This window comes from Enterobacter sp. BIDMC 27, from assembly GCF_000534415.1.
Lineage (GTDB): Bacteria > Pseudomonadota > Gammaproteobacteria > Enterobacterales > Enterobacteriaceae > Enterobacter > Enterobacter hormaechei_C.
In genome coordinates, this window is the sequence record NZ_KI973178.1 from 2,871,556 (window position 1) to 2,896,578 (window position 25,023).

The window sequence follows — 25,023 nt, forward strand, 5'->3', positions numbered from 1 at the left end:
TTAACGACGATAGTCGCGGAACGGACCGTCCGCAACGGAACGTCGTTCAATCAGGCGCGGGTGGACTTCAATGGACTGGGACTGTTCACGCTTGTTGACGATCCTGTCCAGCAGCATATTGAAGGCCGTTTCACCGAGCGAATCTTTCGGCTGGTGAATGGTGGTCAGCGCCGGGGTAAAGAAGCGGGCGTTGCGCACGTTGTCATAGCCGATCACCGAGATATCCTGCGGGACGCGCAGGCCGAGTTCATCCGCCGCGCAGAGCGCGCCCATCGCCATGATGTCGCCGCCGCAGAACACCGCAGTAGGGCGATGCGGCTGGGAGACGATCTGCTGCATCGCGCGATAGCCCGACTCCGGCTCGAAGTCGCCCTGAACAATCCAGTTTTCCGGCACGGTGATCAACGCCTCTTCCATCGCTTTCATGAAACCGGCCAGACGACCAGCCCCGGTGTTACGCTCAAGAGGACCCGGGATCACGCCAATTTCACGATGACCGCGTTCTACCAGATAACGCCCCGCCATGTAGCCGCCTTCAAAGGCGTTATCAATAACGGAGTCGGTAAAGTCTGCGCGCGCTTCGCCCCAGTCCATGACCACCATTGGAATGTGGCGATACTCTTCCAGCATGGAAAGGACCGACTCAGGGTATTCAGAACACATTACCAGCAGGCCGTCGACGCGCTTTTGCGCCATCATTGACAGGTAAGCGCGCTGTTTTTCAATGTTGTTCCACGCGTTGCCCAGAATCAGGGTATAGCCTTTCTGGAAGCAGTTTTTTTCAACGGCTTCGATGATTTCAGCAAAGTAGGCCGCTTCACTGCTGGTGGCCAGCAGGCCAATCGATTTGGTGTGATTAACCTTCAAGCTGCGGGCGACCGCACTTGGCGAGTAGTGCAGTTCTTTGATTGCCGCCCAGACGGCATTACGCGTCTCTTCAGCGACGAAACGCGTTTTGTTAATAACATGTGATACGGTTGTAGTGGAAACGTTTGCGCGTTTTGCTACGTCTTTAATTGTTGCCATTAAATGTCACTCCAGACCATATCCTAAGCTCCTGAATAAATTGAAGGTAAACGTTTGCCTTCTCTCACCCTTATTACGCAAACATGAGTTGCGACACGCCGGGAAAACGACACAGGACGTCAGGAGGGGGTCAGTGGCCGGTACGCTAATAAATTTAGCGTGGAATTTTGTCCTATCTTGATGAAAAGGGGAAGAGGTAAAGTGGATATCCGTTTAAATCCTGGAAGATTTTTGACCTGAACTGTGTAAAAATGAGCAAGCTCACTTTTCGTAGGGTGAATAAAAGGAGAAAAATTGATGAGTACCGATCTGAAGTTTTCGCTGTTTACCACCATTGTTGTTCTTGCTCTGATTGTTGCCGGTGGTTTAACCGCTGCGCTGCACTGATTCTGGCGGAGGGAGAACCTTCTCCCTCCCTTGCCGCTATTGTTCTCTCTCCGGCAAAAATCTTTTGCCAAAATGTTAACTTCTCATTTTTTGTGATTGATGTCATGCTTTTGGCTTCTTAGCTCTGTGTCGGGTTATGGCACGGTATCCGGAGTTCATTCATGAAAATCAATTTCCCCCTGCTGGCCCTGGCGATTGGCGCCTTCGGGATTGGCACCACTGAATTCTCCCCGATGGGGTTATTGCCTGTTATCGCCCGGGGTGTGGACGTCTCTATCCCTGCGGCCGGTATGTTAATTAGCGCCTACGCGATCGGCGTGATGGTGGGCGCGCCGCTGATGACGCTGCTGCTTTCGCACCGCGCTCGCCGCAACGCGCTGATCTTCCTGATGGCAATTTTTACTCTCGGAAATGTGTTTTCCGCGATTTCGCCGGATTACACCACTCTGATGCTTTCGCGCATTTTGACCAGCCTCAATCATGGCGCCTTCTTCGGACTGGGCTCGGTTGTTGCCGCCAGCGTGGTGCCAAAACATAAGCAGGCCAGCGCGGTAGCCACTATGTTTATGGGCCTCACCATCGCTAATATCGGCGGCGTTCCCGCTGCCACCTGGCTGGGAGAAGCCATCGGCTGGCGTATGTCTTTCCTCGTAACCGCCGGACTGGGCGTGGTCGCGATGGTTGCGCTGTTCTTCTCACTGCCGAAAGGAAGTGCGGGAGAACGTCCGGAAGTACGTAAAGAGCTGGCGGTGCTGATGCGTCCCCAGGTGCTTTCCGCGCTGCTCACCACGGTACTGGGGGCCGGAGCGATGTTTACGCTCTACACCTATATCTCCCCGGTACTGCACGACATTACCCACGCAACGCCACTCTTTGTTACCGCGATGCTGGTGCTGATTGGTGTCGGGTTCTCGATTGGCAACTATCTCGGCGGGAAATTTGCCGACCGCTCCGTCAGCGGGACGCTGAAAGGTTTTTTAACGCTGCTGATTGTTATCATGGTGGCGATCCCGTGGCTGGCGCGTAACGAAGTGGGTGCCGCGATTGCCATGGTGGTGTGGGGCGCCGCAACCTTTGCCGTGGTGCCACCGTTGCAGATGCGCGTAATGCGCGTTGCGCACGAAGCGCCGGGGCTCTCTTCGTCCGTGAATATCGGTGCGTTTAACCTGGGCAATGCGCTGGGGGCCGCAGCGGGTGGGGCGGTGATCTCCGGCGGTCTGGGTTACAGCTTTGTGCCTGTGATGGGGGCGATCATTGCCGCACTCGGTCTGTTGCTGGTGATGATGTCTGGTCGTAAACAGCCTGAAGCGGTGTGTACGGCGGAATAAACAAATACGCAGAAGGGCTGCCCCTTCTGCGTGTCTCTTACGCAGCGAAGTTCTTCGCAACAAATTCCCAGTTAACCAGTGCCCAGAAGTGTTCCAGGTAGTTCGGGCGCGCATTACGGTAATCAATGTAATAGGCGTGTTCCCATACGTCCACGGTCATCAGCGGCGTTGCGCTGGTGGTCAGAGGGGTACCCGCATTAGAGGTGGAAACGATAGCCAGTTTGCCATCAGCCTCTTTGACCAGCCAGGTCCAGCCGGAGCCAAAGTTTTTAACGGCTGCGTCAGTAAACTTCGTTTTAAAATCCGCGAAACTGCCGAACGCGGCGTTAATCGCTGCCGCCAGCTCACCGGTAGGTTCTCCGCCTGCATTGGGGGCCAGGCAGTGCCAGTAGAAGGTGTGGTTCCACACCTGTGCGGCGTTGTTGAATACGCCGCCGTCTGAACTGCGCACGATCTCTTCCAGCGTTTTGCCTTCAAAATCGGTGCCCTTGATCAGATTGTTCAGGTTGGTGACATAGGTCTGGTGATGCTTGCCGTAATGGTACTCCAGGGTTTCCGCGGAAATGTGCGGGGCCAGGGCGTCTTTTGCATACGGTAGTGCAGGTAATTCGAACGACATTGCTTCTCTCCTTATAGTTTTATACGTTGCCAATAACCCTACAGACAACAAGGACAGAATAGCAAATTGAAAGGGTATGCAAAAGAGGAACTTACCCTGCCATGGAGGCGGCACGGCAGGGTTTAGCGAATGGTTTTTGGCGTCATCACGCGGCGCGCACCCACATAGTGGCGCACCCAATAATCTTCGCTGAGAGAGGTGATCTGAATGTCCTGACCGCTGCGCGGTGACTGGATAAATTTACCGTTACCCACATACACCCCAACGTGATCGGCCGTACCGCGTCCCTGGGTGCGGAAGAACACCAGGTCGCCATTTTGCAGTTCGCCACGGTTTACAGGCGCGGCGTCGCGCAGATGGTACATCTCATTGGCGGTGCGTGGAATGCGAAACTTCACCAGATCTTTATAGGCATAATAAACCAGCCCACTACAGTCAAAACCGGTGCGCGGAGAGGTGCCACCCCAGCGATACGGTTTACCTATTTGCCCCATCAGTTTGTTCATCGCCGTTTTTTGCGCTTTCTGCATACGCGCTTTATGCACGTCAGCCAGCTTCGTCACTTTTGCGCATCTCGTTTTATGGCCTTTGCGCACGATGCATTTTTCATTCACCAGGCTGGCGGTCGTGCGGGTGGTTTTGTGCGTGCCGGAACGGAGAGTTTTGGATTTACTGGAGGCGGTCTTTTTGGTCTGAGCGGTGGTTTTCTTCTTTACTGTTTTACTGGTGGTTTTTTTCTTACGTTCTGTGGTTTTTGCCAGATGCGATTTTTGTACAGCAGAATGCCGCGCCTGTTCAGAGGCGTTCGCCGCTGGCGTAAATGAGAGTGTGGTAAACAGTAAAGCACAGAGCGTCATCGAGATTTTAGTTATCCGCGCCACTGGGCAGTCCCCTGATAAATGCAGGCCACAATGCATACCCGCGTGAGATTTACAAAACCTGTCGATTCTAATCCATAAATTCAGAAGAAGTTAATAGCATTTTTCATTCAAAAATTATGTTTCGTTAGCAAGTGCAAAAAAATTCACCATTCTGACGCACTCCTGTTCGCTCCTTAACCAAAACCGCACCCCGTCTGGGGATAAACGACATTAGCAATGCAACTTTATGCGATAAGCGATAAAATAATTAGACGTGACAAAAATGTTATTTTCCGATGTCGGCCTGACCCGCTACAATGTCAGACTGATGCCGTAACAGAAGTTAAAGGAAGCAAGACATGAGCACCACTATTGAAAAAATTCAGCGCCAGATCGCTGAAAACCCGATTCTCCTGTACATGAAAGGTTCTCCGAAGCTGCCAAGCTGCGGCTTCTCCGCGCAAGCGGTTCAGGCGCTGTCCGCCTGTGGTGAGCGTTTTGCTTACGTTGATATCCTGCAAAACCCGGACATTCGCGCTGAACTGCCAAAATACGCCAACTGGCCGACCTTCCCACAGCTGTGGGTTGATGGTGAACTGGTCGGTGGATGCGACATCCTGATTGAAATGTATCAGCGCGGCGAACTGCAACAGCTGATCAAAGAGACTGCGGCGAAGTATAAAACCGAAGAGCCGGACGCAGAGTAAGTTTTCTGCGGATATAAAAAAGCGACCACATTATGTTGGTCGCTTTTTTTTGTCCTGTGGGGCTACTGATTACCCAACCTACGATTGAAGATCGGCCTCGTCGCCCATCGGCAGCGGCCAGCCGCCGAGACGTTTCCAGCGGTTGACGATCTCACAGAACAGCTCCGCCGTACGCTCGGTGTCGTATAACGCGGAATGCGCCTGGGTGCCGTCAAACGCAATACCCGCCGTGATGCAGGCTTTAGAGAGCACGGTTTGCCCCAGCGCCAGGCCGCTCAGCGCGGCGGTGTCGAAGGTCACAAACGGATGGAATGGATTACGCTTGAGCGAGGCACGCTCGGCGGCAGCCATAGTGAAGCTGTGATCAAAGGTGGCATTGTGGGCCACCATGATGGCGCGGCTACAGTCATTCTCTTTCATGCCTTTGCGCACCATTTTGAAAATGGCGTGCAGCGCCTCGTATTCGCTTACCGCCCCGCGCAGCGGGTTTGTCGGATCGATACCGTTAAAGGCCAGCGCCTCTGGCTGTAAGTTTGCCCCTTCAAAGGGTTCAACGTGGAAATGCAGCGTGGTGTCCGGTACAAGCCAGCCCTGTTCATCCATCTTCAGCGTGATGGCGGCAATCTCAAGCAGCGCATCGGTTTTAGCGTTAAATCCGGCTGTTTCAACATCAATGACAACGGGATAAAAACCACGAAAACGGTCGCACAGACCGGTAAATTGAGCGTTATCGGACATCAGGGTCTCTTACAAGGGGGAAAAAGCAGTGCGCATTATGGCAAATTTTGAGAGGGGATGCAGCAAAACAACGGGCGCAAAGTGCGCCCTGCGGGATCAATTGCCCAGGCCGCGACCAGCGTCTTTGGCTTCGATCAGTTCGATTTTATAACCGTCCGGATCTTCCACAAACGCAATTACGGTGGTACCGCCTTTAACCGGACCGGCTTCACGGGTGACGTTACCGCCATTGCTGCGGATACGTTCGCAGGCTTCGGCGGCGTTATCCACTTCCAGCGCGATGTGGCCGTAAGCTGTACCCAGCTCGTAGCTGTCCACGCCCCAGTTGTAGGTCAGCTCGATGACCGCTTCATCAGATTCCGGGCCGTAACCGACAAACGCCAGGGAGTATTTATATTCCGGATTTTCGCTGGTGCGCAGCAGCTTCATGCCCAGAACGTTAGTGTAGAAATCGATGGAACGTTGCAGGTCGCCAACGCGCAGCATGGTGTGAAGTAGGCGCATAATTTCCTCATTAACCAGTGGAATGGATCATCTTTTTGAACAGAAACGATGTTTTAGTATAGCGGCGAAAGGTCGCCGCTATCAATGTACAAAGCGGGATTACAGTGAAGGGTAGTCGGTATAACCTTCCGCGCCGCCGCCATAGAAACTTTCAGGGCGCTGCGGGTTCAGTTCGGCTTTCTTCTGCAAACGGGCAACCAGATCCGGGTTAGCAATGTAGTCACGGCCAAAGGCCACTGCGTCGATCAGGCCTTTACCGATCAAATCCTCGGCTTTCTCTGCCGTATACGCACCCGCCCCGATAATCACGCCGTGGAAGCGCTCGCGCACTTTCTGACGGAAGGCTTCACTGTAAGGCTTGCCACCTGCCCAGTCCGGCTCGGACATGTGCAGATAGGCGATACCGCGTTTCGCCAGCTCTTCAATCAGATACAGCGCGTCTGCTTCTTCGTTCGGACCGTTGTCGACGTTCTGGAAAGTACCGATCGGGGAGACACGAATACCAATGCGGTCTGCGCTCCACTCATTACAAACAGCATCCACCACTTCAAGCACCAGACGCGCGCGGTTTTCAACGCTGCCGCCGTACTGGTCGGTACGCTGGTTGGAAGACGGGGACAGGAACTGATGCAGCAGGTAACCGTGCGCAGAGTGCAGCTCAACCAGGTCGAAGCCCGCTTCACGGGCGTTGGCGACGGCCTGACGGAAATCATTCACGATACCCGGGATCTCGTCCAGCTCCAGCGCGCGTGGCGTGGTGGTGTCGACGCGGATCGCATTACCGTTTTCATCGCGCAGGGAAGTGCGGGTATTGGCGTTCAGGGCAGAGGCAGAAACCGGCGCCTGACCGCCAGGCTGGATGCTGCTGTGTGAGATACGACCGGTGTGCCACAGCTGAACCGCAATACGGCCATCTTCAGCATGAACACCTGCGGTGATTTTTTTCCACGCGGCGATCTGTTCCGGGCTGTGCAGACCCGGTGCACCGGCGTAGCCTTTTGCCTGAGCAGAAATCTGCGTGGCTTCGGAGATAATCAGGCCCGCGCTGGCGCGCTGGCGGTAATACTCACCCATCAATGGCGTTGGGATATCGCCCGGCTCGATGCTGCGCAGACGGGTAAGTGGGGCCATAAACACGCGGTTTGGGGCAGTAACGGCACCCACTTTCAGTGGGGTAAACAGCTTTTCAGCGGACATAACGGCTCCTGAGTAGACCAGTCGACTAGTAAAAGGGTAAATAAAAACGCCGGCTACACGCCAGGCGCGGTAATACAGTTTTTCACATGCGCCAGCGCGCTTTCGAGCGGCACGGCGCTGCGAGACATTTTTGCTTGCAGGTTGGCGCCTAACCAGAGGGAATAGAGCACCTGTGCCTGCGTGAGCGGATCGCCGGAGAAGGAGAGCGTTTTTTCATTGCGCCCGCTCTCCAGCGCCTGAGCCAACAGGGCAATCACGCCGCTGGCCCCTTTATCCATTGCGGTGCGCATATCTTCGGAGAGATCGCACACTTCGGCAGACAGTTTTACCGTCAGGCAGCCGCTGATGATGCCCTGCTGACAGAACTGCGTCAGCGTTTCCTGATAGTAGTTCAGAACACGATCCCGGTAGTCACCTTCACCGCTGGCGAAGTGGGTTGCCAGGCGCTGATGGTAGCTGGCGTAGTGCCGCTCCAGCATGGCAACGCCAAACGCCTCTTTGGATCGAAAATAGTGATAAAACGATCCCTTAGGTACTTCAGCGGTTTTTAACAATTCGCTCAGCCCCATACCGGTAAACCCGCGATGCATGCAAAGGCGCTCGCCGGTAGCCAGCAAATGTTCTCGTGTATCGTGTTCAGTGTGTCTGCTCATGCCCTTACTCTAATAGACCGTTCGGTCTAATGCAAGCCCGCTTAGCGACGACATTGCGACAGAATATCCAGCTGCGGTTGATAAACCGCTGATTTCACGTCCATCATGCCCAGAACGGTGGCGAATAAATTGTCCTGTGAAACCGCCTCTTTTGCGGCATGGTCACGCAGGCAATCCGTGTTTACGCCGAAGTTTTTCGCATAATCCGGGGAGAGCCAGAACATAAACGGAATATGCGTTTGCTGCTCCGGGGCCAGCATATACGGCGTACCGTGCAGGTAAATTCCGCTTTCGCCCAGCGATTCACCGTGATCGGAGAGGTAAATGAGCGCCGTGTTCATGTTGGCCTGCCGGGCTTTTAGCGCGTCGATGGTTCGGCTGACCACGCTGTCGGTATACAAAATCGAGTTGTCATAGGTATTGATCAGCGACTGATGATCGCAATCCTGAATTTCATTGGTATCGCAGGTTGGGGTGAACTTGCGAAAGCTGTCCGGATAACGGTTGTAGTAGGCCGGACCGTGGCTGCCCATCAGATGAATAACCAGAACCGTATCCTGCTTTATTCCATCCAGTACGTTGTCCAGACGGTAGAGGTTGACGTCGTCGATACAGGATTTGTCCTTACAGAACTGATCCAGTTTCCACTGGGTCATGTCCGTGTGCGGCACGCGGTCGCAGGCGCCTTTACACCCGCCGTCGTTGTCGCGCCACAGCAGGTTGAAACCGGCATGGTTAAGTACATCGAGCAGACCTTCCTGGTGATGGGCGAGGTCCGCGTCATATTTTTTCCGCGTCATGCCGGAGAACATGCAGGGGACGGAAACGGCGGTTTCCGTGCCACAGGAGGAGGCCTGGGGGAAGTTGATGACATCCTGCTTTTTCAGCTCGGGGTTGGTTTCACGCGGGTAACCATTTAACGAGTAGTTTGCGGCGCGGGAGGCTTCGCCCACCACCACAATCAGCACGGTTTTCTTGCGTTGGCTGGAAATCAGCGCGCCTTTATGAGCATCCTCGCCAATGCGGACCAGCGTCTGGTCGCCGGCAAACCAGCGCATTTTGCTGTATTTCACCACGGCGCTCACGTAATTCGCCGGGGTGACCATTTTGACGATGCTTTTGTTATTGCGGAACAGCGAAGCATAGTCTTTATAAAACACCGCCGCGACCAGGATGATCACCAGCAACGCGCCCAGCATAGCGGCGACACGCGTCAGGAGGGCATACCACCATTTTCCGGTGCGAATGCGCGTCAGGGCTAAAATAATCGATGGAACCAGACCCGCAACGGCCAGCCACAGGATCATCTGCGGCGTCACCAGGGCAGTCGCTTCCTGGGAATTAGTTTCGAACACGTTCACAATCATGTTCTGATCGATAACCGTGCCATAGGTATACATAAACCAGGTCGCGGCGGCGCATCCCAGGGTCAGGACAATCATGAGCGGCTTGCGAATAAAGGGAATATTCAGCAGGCTGAAGACAATCACCCAGCCGCAGAACAGCACCAGCGGCACGCTGGCAGCAAACAGGAGATCGTGCAGATGCGCAGGCGCAATGATTGACCAGCTGCGCTGGATAAACAGTGCATTCAGTACGGTGAAGAAAAGTGCACAGCCCAGAGTAAATTTTATATCGTTACAGTGTAACTTTTTAGTGAACCACATGATGACCAGACCATTCGTTATATCAATGCGGCGAGTATAAGAAGGGAAGATTAGCGAAACCTTAATGCTCTGTTTGTGGCGGACATCCTTGCATGCAAGCCATTTAGGGTCTTCACTGTAGGGAATAATGACGTTCTGGAGGTAGGTGTGGCAGAGCAACTGGAGTTTTTCCCTGTCCAGAGCCCGTGCCGGGGTATTTGCCAGGTAGATGAACGAGGATACTGTCGTGGCTGCATGCGCACGCGCGATGAACGTTTTAACTGGCAAAATTTCAGCGACGCGCAAAAGCAGGAGGTCTTACGGCTCTGTCGACAGCGTCTGCTGCGTAAAATTCGTGCAAACAAAGCGGTTGAAAGCGAAGAACCTCAGCAACCTTCACTGTTTTAGCAGGGTAATTGCGTATACTGGTGACATGACTTCCTTGAGGAAAATGTTATGGTTCAGCGTATTACCCTTGCCCCGCAGGGCCCGGAGTTCTCCCGATTTGTTATGGGCTACTGGCGCCTTATGGACTGGAATATGTCTCCGGTCCAGCTGGCGGACTTTATAGAAGAGCATCTCGATCTCGGGATCACCACCGTCGATCACGCTGATATTTATGGCGGCTATCAGTGCGAGGCTGCCTTTGGCGAAGCGCTGAAGCGTGCGCCGGCGCTGCGTGAACGTATGGAGATTGTGACCAAATGCGGTATTGCCACCACAGCAAAACCGGAGCATGCGCTTGGGCATTACATCACTGACAGCGCGCATATCGTTAAAAGCGCCGAGCAGTCACTGATTAACCTGGCCACCGATCGTATCGACCTGCTGCTGATCCACCGACCCGATCCGTTGATGGATGCGGATGAGGTCGCGGAAGCCTTCCTGACGCTGCACCAGAGCGGCAAAGTGCGCCATTTTGGCGTGTCTAACTTCACCCCGGCACAGTTTGCGCTATTGCAGTCTCGCCTGCCGTTTACGCTGGCGACGAATCAGGTGGAGATCTCGCCTGTTCATCAGCCGCTGCTGCTGGATGGCACGCTCGACCAACTGCAACAGCTGCGCATCCGTCCAATGGCATGGTCCTGTCTGGGAGGCGGCCGCCTGTTTAACGATGAGGCATTCCAGCCGCTGCGTAACGAGCTTGAAACGGTGGCGCGCGAACTGAATGCGGAGAGTATCGAGCAGGTGGTTTACGCCTGGATCCTGTGCCTGCCGTCTAAACCGCTGCCAATTATTGGCTCCGGCAAAATTGAGCGCGTCCGCGCTGCGCTTGTGGCTGAGGAGCTGGATATGACGCGTCAGCAGTGGTTCCGCATCCGCAAGGCGGCGCTGGGCTACGACGTACCCTGAGCACGCCTGAACCTGACTTTCCGGTGAAATCTGCGCCGCTGGTATAGACTTAAGGTGCAAAAAATAACCCGTGGAGGTCTTATGAAGCGTTTTGCTCTGGCAATGGTCACGCTGGTTGTTTGCGCAGGTGCGCATGCAGCCAGCGAGGACGTTGAAATGAATCTCGTCACTTCTCAGGGGGTAGGCCAGTCCATCGGGACGGTGAAAATCACCGAAACCGATAAAGGGCTGGAATTTGCTCCCGATCTCAAGGCTCTTCCACCCGGCGAACATGGTTTTCACGTTCATGCCAAAGGCAGCTGTCAACCCGCGATGAAAGAGGGGAAACCAACAGCTGCGGAAGCCGCAGGGGGGCATCTCGACCCGCACAACTCCGGTAAGCATGAAGGCCCGGAAGGGATGGGGCACCTCGGCGATTTGCCGGTGCTGGTGGTAAATAACGATGGTAAAGCCACCGATCCGGTTGTGGCGCCACGACTCAAAAAGCTTGACGAGGTCAAAGGCAAGGCGCTGATGGTCCACGTGGGCGGCGATAACATGTCCGATCAGCCTAAACCGCTTGGCGGCGGCGGGGCGCGCTATGCCTGCGGGGTGATCTGATCGCCAATCGTACCGGGTGGCGGCGCCTGTTCAAGCTGTGACAGGGAGCAGTGCAGCCGCCAGATAATGGACGCCAGATCGCGGGCCGCAGGCTGATGATGGTGCGCCAGCGCGTCGCAAATACGCTGAAGCTCGGCGAGCGTGACGCTCAGGGGGCGCTGCTGCACCCCGCGCTCGCTCATCACATCTCGGAGCATGGAAATACAGTTATCACGGACCTGCGACAGCGGATCGGAACGCGTCTCCCAGGCGCGCAGTTGCCACACCACGTGCGAACAGTTTAACAGCACCACGCCCCAGCGCAGCAGCCAGCGACGGGAGAGTGAATCCTGGCTGTTGTTCAGCTGGCTGACATGATGGTAAACCAGCGATTCATACTCGCTTTCGCGCAGATGCGGCCTGCGGCTCAGCTGATCGACAAAACCCCTGCGCAACTCCCGAATATGCCTGCGGCTTTTACGCGCGTCCGAGCCCGGGCGTAGCACAGCGAAAGCCAGCCACGCCAGCCCCACGCCGAGGATCTTCGCCAGATTGTCGTTGAGAAAATCAGCATAATCGTAAACCGGTGGTTTCGTTACAGAGATAAATGAGCCCATAAAAACAATCAACTGACCCCACAGACCGGCCAGTTTAGGCATTTGCAGTTTGAGCAACTGCATGGTGGTTAATAGCGGGAAGAGAAACAGCAGAAATTGCCAGAGGTCGGTTATCTGCACCATCAAACCAAATTTCACCACGAAGCTGAATAGCGACAGCAGTACCAGCGTACGCAGCAGAAGCGTCAGGGAATTAAAGGGGGAAGCGGCGACGGAATAGAGCACGCAGCTGATTGCCGCAAGCGTCAGGGCCGCACTGCCCGCATCCCATTGCGTGGTGATGGCCCATGCGCCCACGGCCGTTAACGCGCAAAACGTACGAAAACCGCTCCACAGCGCCTCCATTGCGTCGGTATGGCGCGCCAGAGCAGGACTACCGGGAACGGAAAATTCGGTGACGGGCGTGGCATTCTCGACGGCTTTTAACCAGCGGCTGCTGCGCAGATACAGGCGGCAGAAATAGTTCAGACGCTGCCAGAAGGCACGGTGCCTGTAGTCATATTCATCCGTTGGGGCGAGCGGCGCGATAATGCGGGCCACGGTATAGATATCGGCATCCGGACGCGCAAGAGCGGCGAGCAGCGCCTCGATAATCTCCCGGGTATGGGCTGGCGGTGCAGGCCAGTTCAGCAACATCCGGCGAAGGCTTGAGATCGCGCTCGTCATCCGCAATTGCTGGTGCAGTAAATAGTTCAGAAGCGTGTTCTGGCGACGAAAACGGTAGTGGCTCCAGAAAGCCTGGATGCGCAACAGGTTCATGGTCAGGATCTGGCCGATGACCTTTTCGTGCGCGAGGCGGATGTCATCGCTGCTGTCAGGCTGCCAGAGCAGGCTGGCATGTTCCAGCAAACGTGCGTGCATCGTTTTAAGGGCGGTGATAAGCGTAGTGCCATCTGAGGTACTGGGCAGGATCATCATCATGACGCCTCCGCACAGAATGCCGACCATCACTTCACACACGCGTGCCTGGGCGATATCCCACAGCTCGGTGGTATCCAGCACGTTGACGACCGGAAAGGCGATAATGGCCGCGGTGTAACCCGCCAGCTGAAACGCATAGGCAACGTTATTGGTAAAATGGGCGCAGGCCCAGGTACACAGCCCCAGCCATGCCGACATGCTTAACAGAAAGAGCCAGGGATCGTTCAGGGTATGGCCGGCAAGAAGCAGTGCGGCGGTTGCCCCCAGCAGGCTACCCGCCACGCGCCCGAGGCTTTTACTGATAACGCCCCCGACGGTAGGGAAGCTGACGACCGCCGCAGAGGTCATCGCCCAGTAAGGCTCATCCAGATTCAGATAATAGGCAACCGTAAGCGCAAGGCACATGGCGATGCCGTTGCGCAGCGCATAACGCCACTGCGGCCGTGTCGCTTTTATCCACGGCGTATTGCGCCAGGAGAAAGCCCCCAGGTTCATCATCGCGATCCGATGGCGACGGTGCAGGTTGTGCCAGAGACCAGGGTAATGTCTTTCGGCAGTTGATCAAACTCGACGCGAACAGGCACCCGCTGAGCCAGGCGCACCCACGGGACGTTGGGTTTGATGTCAGGCACCAGGCCAGAATCGGTTTCCACGCTCTGATCGTATATTGCCCGACCTATGCTGCTAACGTGACCCTGTAACGTTTCTGCGCCGCTGTAAAGCGTGATCCGGGCAGGCGCTCCCTCGCGGATATGGCGCAGCTTGGTCTCTTCAAAATAACCTACAACATAGAAAGAGTGGCTATCGACCAGGACGAAGACCGGCTGGCCTGTGGTGGCGTAATCACCCACACGGGTAGACAGGCTCGTGATCCATCCATCCACCGGGGCTTTGACCATGGTCTGGGTCAGTTGCCACTCGGCCTGTTTCAGCGTTGCCTCTGCAACCTTCAGGCTGGCCTGCATGGCTTTTACATTGATATTGGCGGTATCGAGATCCTCCGCAGAGATGTAATTTCTCGACAGATGGCGGCGGCGTTCGGCTTCGTTATTGGCTTTTGCCAGATCTGATTGAGCTTTTGCGAGCTGCGCCTGGGCATTAAGCACCGCAATGTGGAAAGGGGTCTCATCGATGCGAAATAACACATCGCCCGCATGAACGTACTGGTTGTCCTTCACCAGCAGCGCGCTGATACTGCCGGACACCTGTGGCGTGATGCTGACCTGTTCCGCGCGGATCTTGCCGTCACGCGTCCAGGGCGACTGCATGTAATAATTCCAGAGCCACCAGCCGGCCATCACCGCCAGCGCTAAAACGAAAAGAGTGGAAAAATATTTTAACGTTTTCAATGCTATTCTCACCACACGGTTAACACGGCAAGGCCAAGACAGACGGAGAGGGTAAACAGGGAGAGATCCATTAACATCGGGTGCCAGATTTCACCAGAATACATCCAGTCGCGCAGCAGACGATGCGCAATGAGCCAGATTACAAAACCGACCATTACGGCTTTAAACAGTGGCGGAAAGTAGACCGATGCGCCAACAATCAAATCCTGGAGGGGCAACCCTGCGGAGAAGGAAAACAACGTCACAAGCAGCGATCCTTTGCGGTGGAATGAGGGCCACATTGGCAGATTTCAATGCGATGGCGCATTACCATTCAGTGTAAATCATCCTTTAAGGAATGATGAATACCGTGATTGCATTTGTTTTGGCAATACAAATACTGCAAACTATTCTAAAATCACTATAATCACTTAGCAAGCTAATTATAAGGAGATGAAATTGGAATCGCCATTAGGTTCTGATCTGGCAAGGTTGGTACGCATCTGGCGTGCTCTGATTGACCATCGCCTGAAACCTCTGGAACTTACGCAGACGCACTGGGTTACGCTGCATAACATTCATCAGCTCCCGCCCGATCAGTCACAGATCCAACTGGCAAAAGCGATTGGTATTGAGCAGCCTTCTCTGGTGCGTACCCTTGACCAGCTGGAAGAGAAGGGACTCATCTCCCGACAAACCTGCGCCAGCGATCGTCGCGCCAAGCGGATTAAATTGACGGAAAAAGCGGCCCCGATTATTACTGAGATGGAGACCGTCATCAGTAAAACGCGAGGGGAGATCCTGGCCGGTATTTCCCCCGCTGAGCTGGAGATGCTGATCGGACTCATCGCCCGTCTTGAACAAAACATCCACGATTTACAGTCGCGCGACTGACGTTATTCACAGGCCTTGCTGGTGCAAGGCCTTTGTCATGTTCTGAACACCACCACCCGGTTGCGGCCCGTCTCTTTTGCCTCGTACATGGCTTTATCCGCGCTTTCCACACAGGTTTCAGCGCTGGTCTCCGGCGAGGTGGCGGTGAATACCCCCATACTGATAGTTATCGGTTCCGGGAGATAACCGCCGCTGCTAACGTTGTCGAAACCGCTCAATTTGAGACGTATGCGTTCGGCAACCTGTTGCGCAAGATCGGAAGGGGTATTTGTCAGCATGAGCACAAATTCTTCGCCGCCGATCCGCGCTGCGATATCCTGCGGTCGCACTGAATCGGTCAACAGGTTTGAGACAAACTGTAAAACCTTATCCCCCTGCAAATGGCCGTAGCAGTCGTTAATGCGTTTGAAACGGTCAAGATCGCTCACGATCACCGATACCGGGTGCGCCAGGGTTGCTGTACTCAGCGCGTGGTTTAATGAATCATAGAAATAGCTACGATTATACAGACGGGTGAGGGGATCGCGGATCGAGTTTTGATAAGACTGCTGATATTTTACATGCGAGTCACGATACAAATTAAATACATCGGAAAGTAAGATGAAGATAATGATTAATGTAGCGACAGTTTCGAATAACCGTGCCCGGTACCATGAAATATCTTCAGCGTGTCCGCCTAACAATAGCATGAGCAGGGTGACGATATAACAGACGCATAAAAAATTGCCGCCGACCCAAAACAAATTCCTCACGCGGGTAATGGCCATCAGGGTGATTAACGTTACTACCCACAGGACGATCAAAATGATATTAATCGCCTGGCTCCAGAGAACCATAAACTGTCGGGTTTCATTGTCTACCAGGTCCAGTGTGAGCAGGGTTGAATGGCTGGAATAGAACAATGCCAGCCCAAGCATACTGCCCGTAAAGAGCGAGGCGCCGACAACGATACCGATGTGGGTGCTTCGTGAGAGAGCGGACGTACGCAGGGTATACAGCAATGCCGAGATGATTATCAGCACCGCCATTAAAAAGTGGCGGAACATATAGAAAATCATGGCGTCATTATAGTTCGCCACGTTGAACTGATAGAGATCAAGCCAGGCCGGGAAGCTGGACAGAGTCCCCACCATCAATAACGCTGAGCCGGCAAAGGCCAGGGCAATGGGAACAAGATATAATCGCCTTCTGTCGCACCAGTATTTCATTGCCATAAAACAGGCAATAAACAGATGAAACACCAGAAGAAATATCGTCAGCGTAGGGAAAAACAAAGGTGAAAACGAAGGAACCCATTCAACAAGTTTTATAAAAAAAGCTTGTAATACGGCAATGATAACAATGCATCCAAGCGCGAAGGCCACAAAGCGGTTCTTTACAAATCGACAGATCGCAAGCATAGAGAATTTAAAAATTAAAAAAGAAAAGAGATTGCGAAGAGTCTAAGTGAGGGAAATAAAAAATACTTTGCGCACGGACAAAAATAGATGAAATGAATAATTCACCGTGTGAATGTATTGTGCAAATATATTGTTGGAAACGATGATTTTGTTAAATGGATGCGGTCTGAACAGACCACATCCATCAGGATATTAGCGCGGGGAGACGGTAACCTGGCTGCCGTTGCTTGCCAGTACAACACGCTGGCCAGCAGAGAAGCGGGTGTTACCCTGTTTCTGCACAACCATAATGGTGCTGCCATCGTCTTTACGGATTTCCAGCTCAACGCCCTGAGTTTTGTTCATCGCACCCTGAACGCCCTGACCCGCTACGCCGCCTGCAACTGCGCCCGCAGCGGTAGCCAGAGAACGTCCGGTGCCGCCGCCAATGGTATTACCCAGGAAACCACCCAGCACAGCACCACCGATTGCGCCCACCACGTTCGTGTCATCGCCACCCTGAATCTGAACAGGACGGGCATTAACGATAGTACCGTATGTCACGTTCTGTACCTGTTTAGCTTCAGAAGCACTATATACGTCGCCGGAGAGTGAACTGTCATTCACACAACCCGCCAGTGTTAAACCAATCAGCGAAACGCCCAGTACACGTAAAATCATTTGACTCTCCTGTTCACCAAAAAACGCCCGGTTGGGGCATCCGTTATGGCTAAATTATATGGCATTCCTGACCACAGTTCATATCTTTGCATGCCGAATAGATAAATTTTACTTCAGCAGGGCTTAACGGGACATAAACAAAAACCGTCTGTGCTACAGGTCTGAGATTGTTAAAAAATATTATCACCGCATAGCAAAGCCGCGTTATTTATGATGGAGTGTTTGCACTTAGCCCATGTAACGTAAGGAAAGCGCATGAAATCGGGTCGCTATATCGGTGTGATGTCTGGTACCAGTCTTGACGGTGTGGATGTCGTTCTGGCCGCCATTGATGAAAACATGGTGGCGCAGCAGGCAAGCCTGACCTGGCCTATTCCTGTCTCGTTAAAAGAAGAGATCCTGAACATCTGCCAGGGACAACAGCTGACGCTTTCCCAACTGGGCCAACTGGATGTGCGTCTGGGGGCGCTGTTTGCTGAGGCGGTACTGGCCCTGATGCAGCAGGAAAGACTCCACCCGCAGGATATCGTGGCAATAGGTTGCCATGGGCAGACCGTCTGGCATGAACCTGTCGGCGAGGCGCCGCACACGATGCAAATTGGCGATAACAACCAGATTGTGGCAAAAACCGGCGTGACGGTGGTGGGTGATTTCCGTCGTCGCGATATGGCCCTCGGCGGGCAGGGGGCGCCGCTGGTTCCGGCATTTCATCAGGCGCTGCTGGCGCACCCGGTAGAGCGCAGGATGGTCCTGAACATCGGCGGGATCGCCAACCTGTCGATGCTTATTCCCGGGCAGCCCGTGCGGGGGTACGATACCGGACCCGGTAATATGCTGATGGATGCCTGGATCTGGCGTCAGAGCGGCAAAGCCTACGACAAAGACGCGCAGTGGGCCAGCCAGGGGAAAGTGATCCTTCCCTTGCTGCAAACCCTGTTAAGCGATCCTTTCTTTGCTCTGCCCGCGCCGAAAAGCACGGGGCGGGAATATTTCAACTACGGCTGGCTTGAACGTCAGCTGGCGCGCTTCCCCGGCCTTGCGCCTCAGGATGTGCAGGCTACGCTGACGGAGCTCACCGCGGTGTCGATTTCTGAACAGGTGTTGCTGAGCGGCGGATGTGAGCGCTTGCTGGTATGCGGAGGCGGAAGCCGCAACCCGCTGGTGATGGCACGCCTCGCCGCCTTGCTGCCAGGCACCGAAGTCACGACCACTGATGAAGCCGGGATCAGCGGAGACGATATGGAAGCGCTGGCCTTCGCCTGGCTTGCCTGGCGTACGGTTGCCGGTCTGCCGGGGAATTTACCCTCCGTAACCGGTGCGCGGGAGGCGAGCGTCCTTGGGGCCATTTTCCCCGCAAACCCGCGCCATAATCAGAGTTAACTGAAATTCAGCGGGAGGCGTAACCCGTAAAATAGGGAAAAACAGGAGGGCGGTTAGGCCCTCCAGGACCAGGATAGTCTTCGGAATCTGCCCATGAAAAAACTTCTTCTCATTGCTGTACCTTTTCTTATGACCGGATGCAGCGTCTATAACCAGTTCGTTGAGCGTATGCAAACCGATACGCTGGAATATCGTTGTGATGAAAAACCGCTGACGGTGAAGCTGAACAACCCGCATCAGGAAGCCAGCTTTGTTTATGACAATAAGTTGTTAACGCTGAAGCAGGGAATGTCGGCCTCCGGTGCGCGCTACTCAGACGGGATCTACGTCTTCTGGTCGAAAGGCGACAGCGCCACCGTCTACAAGCGTGACCGCATTGTGCTGAACAATTGTCAGCTTGAAAATCCGAAGCGTTGAGATTTTTGAAGGGGGCGCGCACAATAGCGCCACCCAATCTCACTTTCAGCTAACGCCATGTCAGATAACGACGAACTACAGCAAATTGCGCATCTGCGCCGTGAATACACCAAAGGCGGTCTGCGCCGCCAGGATCTTCCCGCCGAACCGCTGGTGCTTTTTGAACGCTGGCTGAAGCAGGCCTGCGAAGCGAAACTGGCTGACCCGACGGCAATGGTCGTTGCCACGGTTGATGAAAATGGTCAGCCGTATCAACGCATCGTTCTTCTCAAGCATTATGACGAGAAAGGGCTGGTGTTCTACACCAATCTTGGCAGTCGTAAAGCGCATCACCTTGAAAATAATCCGCGTATTAGCCTGCTCTTCCCGTGGCATATGCTGGAGCGCCAGGTGATGGTCACCGGCAAGGCGGAGCGCCTCTCTACGCTCGAAGTGGTAAAATATTTCCACAGTCGCCCGCGCGACAGTCAGATCGGCGCCTGGGTCTCTAAACAGTCCAGCCGAATCTCAGCCCGCGGTGTGCTGGAAAGTAAATTCCTCGAACTCAAACAGAAGTTTCAGCAGGGTGAAGTACCGCTGCCGAGTTTCTGGGGCGGGTTCCGCATCCCCATTGAGCAGATGGAATTCTGGCAGGGCGGTGAACACCGCCTGCACGACCGCTTTTTATACCAGCGCGACAACGGTGGCTGGAAAATCGACAGACTGGCCCCGTAATCCCCAAAATTTGTTGATTTAAGCGCTAGCGCACACCGCGCTGGCGCTTTATTCTATGGTCCTTTCGCATCAGGCGAAAAGTCGTGTACCGGCAAAGGTGCAGTCGTTTATACATGGAGAATTTGATGGCAAGCAGTAACTTGATTAAACAATTGCAAGAGCGGGGCCTCGTGGCCCAGGTGACGGACGAGGAAGCGTTAGCAGAGCGACTGGCGCAAGGCCCGATCGCGCTCTATTGCGGCTTCGATCCCACCGCTGACAGCTTGCATTTGGGGCATCTTGTTCCATTGTTATGCCTGAAACGCTTCCAGATGGCCGGCCATAAGCCTGTCGCACTGGTTGGCGGCGCGACCGGTCTGATTGGCGACCCAAGTTTCAAAGCCGCTGAGCGTAAGCTGAACACCGAAGACACCGTGCAGGAGTGGGTGGATAAGATCCGTAAACAGGTTGCACCGTTCCTGGATTTCGACTGCGGTGACAACTCTGCGATTGCGGCGAACAACTACGACTGGTTTGGTGGCATGAACGTGCTGACGTTCCTGCGTGACATCGGCAAACACTTCTCTGTTAACCAGATGATTAACAAAGAAGCAGTAAAGCAGCGTCTTAACCGTGACGATCAGGGTATCTCTTTCACGGAGTTCTCCTATAACCTGTTGCAGGGGTATGACTTCGCCTGCCTGAACAAACTGCACGGCGTCTCTCTGCAAATTGGCGGTTCCGACCAGTGGGGTAACATCACCTCCGGTATCGATCTGACCCGTCGCCTCCACCAGAATCAGGTGTTTGGTCTGACCGTGCCGTTGATCACCAAAGCCGACGGTACCAAGTTCGGTAAGACCGAAGGCGGCGCGGTATGGCTGGATCCGAAGAAAACCAGCCCGTACAAGTTCTACCAGTTCTGGATCAACACGGCGGATGCCGACGTTTATCGCTTCCTGAAGTTCTTCACCTTTATGGATATCGAAGAAATCAATGCGCTGGAAGAAGAAGACAAGAACAGCGGTAAAGCACCACGCGCCCAGTACGTGCTGGCGGACGAAGTGACTAAACTGGTTCACGGCGAAGAAGGTCTGGCGGCGGCGAAGCGCATTACGGCTAGCCTGTTCAACGGAACCCTGAGCGATTTAAGCGAAGCGGATTTCGAACAGCTGGCGCAGGATGGCGTGCCGATGGTTGAGATGGAAAAAGGCGCCGATCTGATGCAGGCGCTGGTGGACTCCGAGCTCCAGCCGTCTCGCGGTCAGGCGCGTAAAACCATCGCCTCTAACGCGATCACCATTAATGGCGAAAAACAGGCCGATCCGGAATACACCTTTACCGAGAACGACCGTCTCTATGGTCGCTACACGCTGCTGCGTCGCGGTAAGAAAAATTACTGCCTGGTCTGCTGGAAGTAATTAAAAGTATGCAGGGGCGTGGGAAACCACGCCCCTTTTGTTTTGACAGGGTTTGGTAAGTACAACATGAAGAACATCCTCGCCATTCAGTCCCACGTTGTGTTTGGACATGCTGGCAACAGCGCTGCGGAATTCCCGATGCGCCGCCTCGGCGTTAACGTCTGGCCCCTCAATACCGTCCAGTTCTCGAATCACACCCAGTACGGTAAATGGACCGGCTGCGTAATGCCGCCGTCGCATCTGACGGAAATCGTTCAGGGGATTGCGGATATCGACCAGCTTAAACGCTGCGATGCCGTACTGAGCGGCTATCTGGGTTCGGCGGAGCAGGGGGAACATATCCTCGGCATTGTGCGCCAGGTGAAAGCGGCAAACCCCGCGGCGAAATATTTCTGCGATCCGGTGATGGGACATCCGGAAAAAGGCTGCATCGTAGCGCCGGGCGTTGCGGAGTTTCATGTCCGTCATGCATTGCCCGCCAGCGATATTATTGCCCCCAACCTGATTGAACTTGAGATCCTGTGCGAGCATCCGGTCAACAGCGTAGAAGAGGCTGTAAGCGCCTCTCGTGAGCTGATCGCCCAGGGGCCAGAGATTGTGCTGGTTAAGCACCTGGCACGCGCAGGGTTGAGCCAGGACCGTTTTGAAATGCTGCTGGTGACGAAGGATGAAGCCTGGCATATCAGTCGACCGCTGGTGGATTTCGGTGCACGTCAGCCTGTCGGGGTCGGGGATGTGACCAGCGGTTTGCTGCTGGTGAAGCTATTGCAGGGCGCGAGCCTGCGCGATGCGCTGGAGCACGTCACCGCAGCCGTTTATGAAATCATGATTGCGACGAAGACGATGCAGGAATATGAGCTCCAGGTCGTCGCGGCGCAGGATCGCATCGCGAAGCCGGAGCACTATTTTAGCGCAACGCAGCTTTAGAAAACGCCCGGCGCCGCTGCGCTTGCACGGGCCTACGGAATTTATAGGCCGGGTAAGCGTCAGCGCCACCCGGCAATCCAGGCCGCTCGGTTAATTCAACCCTTCCGCTTTCAGCGCCGCTGCCACCGCAGGACGCTCCGCCACGCGCGTCATATACGATGCGACATGGTCTAATCCTTCCATGTTCAGCTTAACCGCGCGCGCCCAGCGCAGAACGGTAAACAGATAGGCATCGGCGATGGTGAAACGCGAGCCACAGATCCACTGGTCGTCTTTCAGCGCGTCGTTAACGTACTGCAACTTTTTCTCCAGCAGCGCGCGCACGGTAGGTTTGTACTCTTCCGGCGTGTCCGGGCGGAACAGGGGCGTAAAGCCTTTGTGCAGTTCGGTGGCAATATAGTTCAGCCACTCCAGCGTTTTATAACGCGCAATGCTGCCGGTGGGGGCAAGGAGCTGACGATCCGGTACGTTGTCCGCCAGGAATTGCATAATCGCCACCCCTTCGGTCAGCAGGGTGCCATCATCCAGCAGCAGGGCCGGAACCTGGCCTTTTGGGTTAATCGCAAAAAAGTCATCCCCGTTTTCCAGACGCTTTTTCATCAGGTCAACGCCGTCCAGCGTGAAATCTTTACCGCTCTCGCGAAGCGTAATATGGGAAGCAAGAGAGCAGGCGCCCGGTTTATAGAACAGTTTCATCGGTAACTCCTTTTTGCTGAGGTTCCAGCTATGTTAGTGCGCGTTCGGATAAAAAAAAAGCCGCTAATCAATTAGCGGCTTCTGTTCAGTCGTTTCCCGATGACATTACGCGTTCGCGGTTTTGATCGCTTTAGCGGATTTGTCGTCGTCCTGCGTCATACGATTCAGTTTAGGTGCGGTCAGCAGCATCAGCACGGCAATCACGGCGGTCGCGATACCAATTTGCATGAACACGGTGCCGTAGACATTCAGGGAAACCAGCGGGTCGGTAACGTTGTCTGGTACCGCCATCAGGTTCGCAATCTTACCTGCGATGATAGCCGCGCCAGCGGTGGTCAGGAACCAGCTACCCATGATGAAGCCCATCAGACGCTGAGGGACCAGCTGCGCAACCATCGCCAGGCCCAGACCGGAGATCATCAGTTCACCGATGGATTGCAGCGCATAGCTCAGGATCAGCCAGTTAACAGACACGATACCCGCGTCGGTGGCGAATTTCGTCCCCAGCGGCAGCACCAGGAACGCGCCAGAGCACAGCACCATACCGATAGCGAACTTGTGCGGCATAGGCAGACGGTCGCCCATCTTGTTATAGATAGCGGCCAGAATCGGGCTACCAATCATGATCCAGAACGGGTTCAGGGCCTGATATTGCTCCGGCTCGAACGCGATACCAAGGATGGAGTGCTCAACGTTGCGGATAGCGAAGAAGTTCAGAGACGTTGGCATCTGGCTGTACAGAACGAAGAAGATGATCGCTTCCAGCATCAGGATGAACGCCACAATCATCTTACGACGTGCCGCACCCTGCATCGCAAAGGCTTCTTTCGCGAAGATAAACACGATACCCAGCGCAACCACGCCCAGTACGGCACGTGCAACGCCCTGGTTGTGCAGCAGCCAGGTGGCGACAGCGGCAAGGATCACGATGCCGACGATGGTTGCCAGCAGTTTGCCCATGTGCACGGGTTCGAAGTCTGGTTTTGAACCATAGTCTTTAACCCAGCTACGGCAGAACAGGAAGTTCACAACGGTGATCAGCATACCCACGAAGCTCAGCGCAAACGCTACGCTCCAGCCGAATTTTGCGGCCAGCCATGGGGTTGCCAGCATAGAGAAGAAGGAACCGATGTTGATGGACATGTAGTACATGGTAAATGCACCGTCCAGACGTGGGTCATCTTTGCTGTAGCAGGTAGAGAGCAGGGAAGACGGGTTCGCCTTGAAGAGGCCGTTACCTACCGCGATGGTAGCCATGCCCATGTAAACCACACCTGCATCGTGCCCGGACCAGGCAACCAGCCCATAGCCAATCGCCAGAACAACGGCGCCCAGCATAATGACTCGTTTAGTACCGAGAACTTTATCGCCTAACCAGCCGCCGATAGCGACCAGGCCATACACCAGGGCGCTGAAGGAAGAGAACAGCGTGATGGAATCAGCTTCAGACATACCCAGCTGTTTAACCAGGTAAACCGCCATGATCCCTTGCAGGCCGTAGTAGCCAAAACGTTCCCATAATTCGATCGAGAAAATGAGATAGAACGCTTTAGGCTGTTTGAAAGCGTTAAGACTTACGCTCTCATCTGTTGGTTTATTGTTTGCAGTAGACACATATACCTCTTTTTTTACATCCCATATTAACGGGGGTGTTCATAGCGTGATGACCGTAGTCCATCCGCTTTATAGTTATATTGGGAGGGGAAACGGCGGGTAATGTTCACTATCCAGCCCCATCTGGCAATACGTTTGTAATAATCTGTTACATATAACTCTGGCGGTATAATCATCGGTTCATGCAAATGTTATACAGCGTTAAATCTCATCCGTTCAAAATTGATGGTTTTTTTCACTGTAAACGACCCTGTTCAACGGCTGTATGGCGATATGTTCTGCTATTTTGGGTGATTGGCAGTGATATAGCCCATATTCTGAAAAATGACTGGTCTTATGTGCGGTGTGGAATCGATGAAATCTTGTCTGACAAAGGGGGTGGGCGGGTTTTAACAACAAAAATCCAACATCAGGTTATCAGAGTGATCGCGATCACAGATGTATAGAAATTTTTGGTG

The 25,023-nt window shown here is 54.3% G+C and carries 27 protein-coding genes; 12 read left to right on the top strand and 15 right to left on the bottom strand.

All coding sequences use genetic code 11. The features are described from left to right. Positions 1 to 1,026: an HTH-type transcriptional repressor PurR gene (gene purR, locus L463_RS09125; RefSeq protein ID WP_003857634.1), complete on the bottom strand. Its 1,026-nt coding sequence runs from the start codon at positions 1,024 to 1,026 to the stop codon at positions 1 to 3. A gap of 297 nt (positions 1,027 to 1,323) precedes the next feature. On the opposite strand from purR, the gene L463_RS24305 reads away from it, so the two are divergent. Continuing rightward, positions 1,324 to 1,413 carry a cytochrome bd-I oxidase subunit CydH gene (locus L463_RS24305; protein ID WP_003857632.1) on the top strand — a complete coding sequence of 30 codons (90 nt, stop codon included), beginning with the start codon at positions 1,324 to 1,326 and terminating at the stop codon, positions 1,411 to 1,413. 161 nt (positions 1,414 to 1,574) lie between these two features. Then, on the top strand, positions 1,575 to 2,741 hold the full coding sequence (locus tag L463_RS09115; protein WP_023296386.1) for an MFS transporter: 1,167 nt from the start codon (positions 1,575 to 1,577) through the stop codon (positions 2,739 to 2,741). Between the two features lie 37 nt (positions 2,742 to 2,778). On the opposite strand, the gene sodB is transcribed toward L463_RS09115, so the two are convergent. Then, positions 2,779 to 3,360, bottom strand: a complete 582-nt coding sequence (gene sodB, locus L463_RS09110; RefSeq protein ID WP_023296387.1) for a superoxide dismutase [Fe] — start codon at positions 3,358 to 3,360, stop codon at positions 2,779 to 2,781. A gap of 122 nt (positions 3,361 to 3,482) precedes the next feature. Further along, the gene (locus tag L463_RS09105) at positions 3,483 to 4,241 is read right to left on the bottom strand and encodes a C40 family peptidase (protein ID WP_023296388.1); all 759 of its coding nucleotides are present in this window, start codon (positions 4,239 to 4,241) and stop codon (positions 3,483 to 3,485) included. 338 nt (positions 4,242 to 4,579) lie between these two features. Between L463_RS09105 and grxD the strand changes: the two genes are divergently transcribed. Continuing rightward, positions 4,580 to 4,927, top strand: coding sequence for a monothiol glutaredoxin 4 (grxD, locus tag L463_RS09100; protein ID WP_003832760.1), 348 nt, complete (start codon positions 4,580 to 4,582; stop codon positions 4,925 to 4,927). A 78-nt stretch (positions 4,928 to 5,005) separates the two neighbouring features. Here grxD and rnt read toward each other — a convergent pair whose 3' ends face one another. From rnt to eptA, 5 genes are all read right to left on the bottom strand, one after another. Beyond that, on the bottom strand, positions 5,006 to 5,665 hold the full coding sequence (gene rnt, locus L463_RS09095; RefSeq protein WP_003857625.1) for a ribonuclease T: 660 nt from the start codon (positions 5,663 to 5,665) through the stop codon (positions 5,006 to 5,008). Between the two features lie 96 nt (positions 5,666 to 5,761). Continuing rightward, on the bottom strand, positions 5,762 to 6,169 hold the full coding sequence (gloA, locus tag L463_RS09090) for a lactoylglutathione lyase (protein ID WP_003857623.1): 408 nt from the start codon (positions 6,167 to 6,169) through the stop codon (positions 5,762 to 5,764). 99 nt (positions 6,170 to 6,268) lie between these two features. Beyond that, a complete protein-coding gene (locus L463_RS09085; RefSeq protein WP_015570682.1) occupies positions 6,269 to 7,366 on the bottom strand; it encodes an alkene reductase in 1,098 nt (365 codons plus the stop codon). Positions 7,367 to 7,419: 53 nt separating this feature from the next. Then, a complete protein-coding gene (locus tag L463_RS09080) occupies positions 7,420 to 8,019 on the bottom strand; it encodes a TetR/AcrR family transcriptional regulator (RefSeq protein ID WP_017384602.1) in 600 nt (199 codons plus the stop codon). A 41-nt stretch (positions 8,020 to 8,060) separates the two neighbouring features. Next, positions 8,061 to 9,686 (bottom strand): phosphoethanolamine transferase EptA, encoded by a 1,626-nt coding sequence (gene eptA / locus L463_RS09075; protein ID WP_026094312.1) that lies wholly within the window; start codon positions 9,684 to 9,686, stop codon positions 8,061 to 8,063. Positions 9,687 to 9,833: 147 nt separating this feature from the next. Here eptA and L463_RS0122765 point away from each other — a divergent pair, with 147 nt between their 5' ends. The 3 genes from L463_RS0122765 to sodC all read left to right on the top strand — a co-directional run bounded on the left by L463_RS0122765 (position 9,834) and on the right by sodC (position 11,618). Further along, positions 9,834 to 10,073, top strand: a complete 240-nt coding sequence (locus tag L463_RS0122765) for a DUF1289 domain-containing protein (protein WP_017384600.1) — start codon at positions 9,834 to 9,836, stop codon at positions 10,071 to 10,073. Between the two features lie 48 nt (positions 10,074 to 10,121). Continuing rightward, positions 10,122 to 11,018: an aldo/keto reductase gene (locus L463_RS09070; protein ID WP_017693550.1), complete on the top strand. Its 897-nt coding sequence runs from the start codon at positions 10,122 to 10,124 to the stop codon at positions 11,016 to 11,018. Positions 11,019 to 11,099: 81 nt separating this feature from the next. Continuing rightward, positions 11,100 to 11,618 (top strand): superoxide dismutase [Cu-Zn] SodC, encoded by a 519-nt coding sequence (gene sodC / locus L463_RS09065; protein ID WP_015570677.1) that lies wholly within the window; start codon positions 11,100 to 11,102, stop codon positions 11,616 to 11,618. Here the strand turns inward: sodC and L463_RS09060 are convergent. The 3 genes from L463_RS09060 to L463_RS09050 are packed head-to-tail and all read right to left on the bottom strand — an operon-like array spanning position 11,597 to position 14,729. Then, positions 11,597 to 13,630 (bottom strand): FUSC family protein, encoded by a 2,034-nt coding sequence (locus L463_RS09060; RefSeq protein ID WP_032103559.1) that lies wholly within the window; start codon positions 13,628 to 13,630, stop codon positions 11,597 to 11,599. The genes sodC and L463_RS09060 overlap by 22 nt on opposite strands. Continuing rightward, the gene (locus L463_RS09055) at positions 13,630 to 14,490 is read right to left on the bottom strand and encodes an efflux RND transporter periplasmic adaptor subunit (RefSeq protein ID WP_032103558.1); all 861 of its coding nucleotides are present in this window, start codon (positions 14,488 to 14,490) and stop codon (positions 13,630 to 13,632) included. Before L463_RS09055 ends, L463_RS09060 begins: the two co-directional genes overlap by 1 nt. 2 nt (positions 14,491 to 14,492) lie before the next feature. Beyond that, the gene (locus L463_RS09050; RefSeq protein ID WP_003857607.1) at positions 14,493 to 14,729 is read right to left on the bottom strand and encodes a DUF1656 domain-containing protein; all 237 of its coding nucleotides are present in this window, start codon (positions 14,727 to 14,729) and stop codon (positions 14,493 to 14,495) included. A gap of 187 nt (positions 14,730 to 14,916) precedes the next feature. Here L463_RS09050 and slyA point away from each other — a divergent pair, with 187 nt between their 5' ends. Next, a complete protein-coding gene (gene slyA / locus L463_RS09045) occupies positions 14,917 to 15,357 on the top strand; it encodes a transcriptional regulator SlyA (protein WP_006808997.1) in 441 nt (146 codons plus the stop codon). A gap of 35 nt (positions 15,358 to 15,392) precedes the next feature. Here the strand turns inward: slyA and L463_RS09040 are convergent, their stop codons facing one another. Then, the gene (locus L463_RS09040) at positions 15,393 to 16,757 is read right to left on the bottom strand and encodes a sensor domain-containing diguanylate cyclase (protein WP_017384595.1); all 1,365 of its coding nucleotides are present in this window, start codon (positions 16,755 to 16,757) and stop codon (positions 15,393 to 15,395) included. Between the two features lie 192 nt (positions 16,758 to 16,949). Further along, complete coding sequence (gene slyB / locus L463_RS09035; RefSeq protein ID WP_003857604.1) at positions 16,950 to 17,417, bottom strand: outer membrane lipoprotein SlyB; 468 nt, start codon at positions 17,415 to 17,417, stop codon at positions 16,950 to 16,952. 255 nt (positions 17,418 to 17,672) lie between these two features. Here slyB and anmK point away from each other — a divergent pair, with 255 nt between their 5' ends. The 5 genes from anmK (at position 17,673) to pdxY (ending at position 22,255) form a co-directional block, all read left to right on the top strand. Beyond that, positions 17,673 to 18,797 carry an anhydro-N-acetylmuramic acid kinase gene (gene anmK, locus L463_RS09030; protein WP_015570673.1) on the top strand — a complete coding sequence of 375 codons (1,125 nt, stop codon included), beginning with the start codon at positions 17,673 to 17,675 and terminating at the stop codon, positions 18,795 to 18,797. Between the two features lie 93 nt (positions 18,798 to 18,890). Further along, positions 18,891 to 19,214: a C-type lysozyme inhibitor gene (gene mliC, locus L463_RS09025; RefSeq protein WP_015570672.1), complete on the top strand. Its 324-nt coding sequence runs from the start codon at positions 18,891 to 18,893 to the stop codon at positions 19,212 to 19,214. A gap of 57 nt (positions 19,215 to 19,271) precedes the next feature. Then, entirely contained in the window at positions 19,272 to 19,928 is a 657-nt protein-coding gene (gene pdxH, locus L463_RS09020) for a pyridoxamine 5'-phosphate oxidase (protein WP_003857601.1), read from the top strand. A gap of 125 nt (positions 19,929 to 20,053) precedes the next feature. Beyond that, the gene (gene tyrS / locus L463_RS09015) at positions 20,054 to 21,328 is read left to right on the top strand and encodes a tyrosine--tRNA ligase (protein WP_017384594.1); all 1,275 of its coding nucleotides are present in this window, start codon (positions 20,054 to 20,056) and stop codon (positions 21,326 to 21,328) included. A 66-nt stretch (positions 21,329 to 21,394) separates the two neighbouring features. After that, positions 21,395 to 22,255, top strand: coding sequence for a pyridoxal kinase PdxY (pdxY, locus tag L463_RS09010; RefSeq protein WP_015570669.1), 861 nt, complete (start codon positions 21,395 to 21,397; stop codon positions 22,253 to 22,255). Positions 22,256 to 22,345: 90 nt separating this feature from the next. Here pdxY and gstA read toward each other — a convergent pair whose 3' ends face one another. After that, the gene (gstA, locus tag L463_RS09005; RefSeq protein WP_003857598.1) at positions 22,346 to 22,951 is read right to left on the bottom strand and encodes a glutathione transferase GstA; all 606 of its coding nucleotides are present in this window, start codon (positions 22,949 to 22,951) and stop codon (positions 22,346 to 22,348) included. A gap of 105 nt (positions 22,952 to 23,056) precedes the next feature. Continuing rightward, a complete protein-coding gene (dtpA, locus tag L463_RS09000) occupies positions 23,057 to 24,565 on the bottom strand; it encodes a dipeptide/tripeptide permease DtpA (protein WP_017693548.1) in 1,509 nt (502 codons plus the stop codon). Between the last annotated feature and the right edge of the window lie 458 nt (positions 24,566 to 25,023).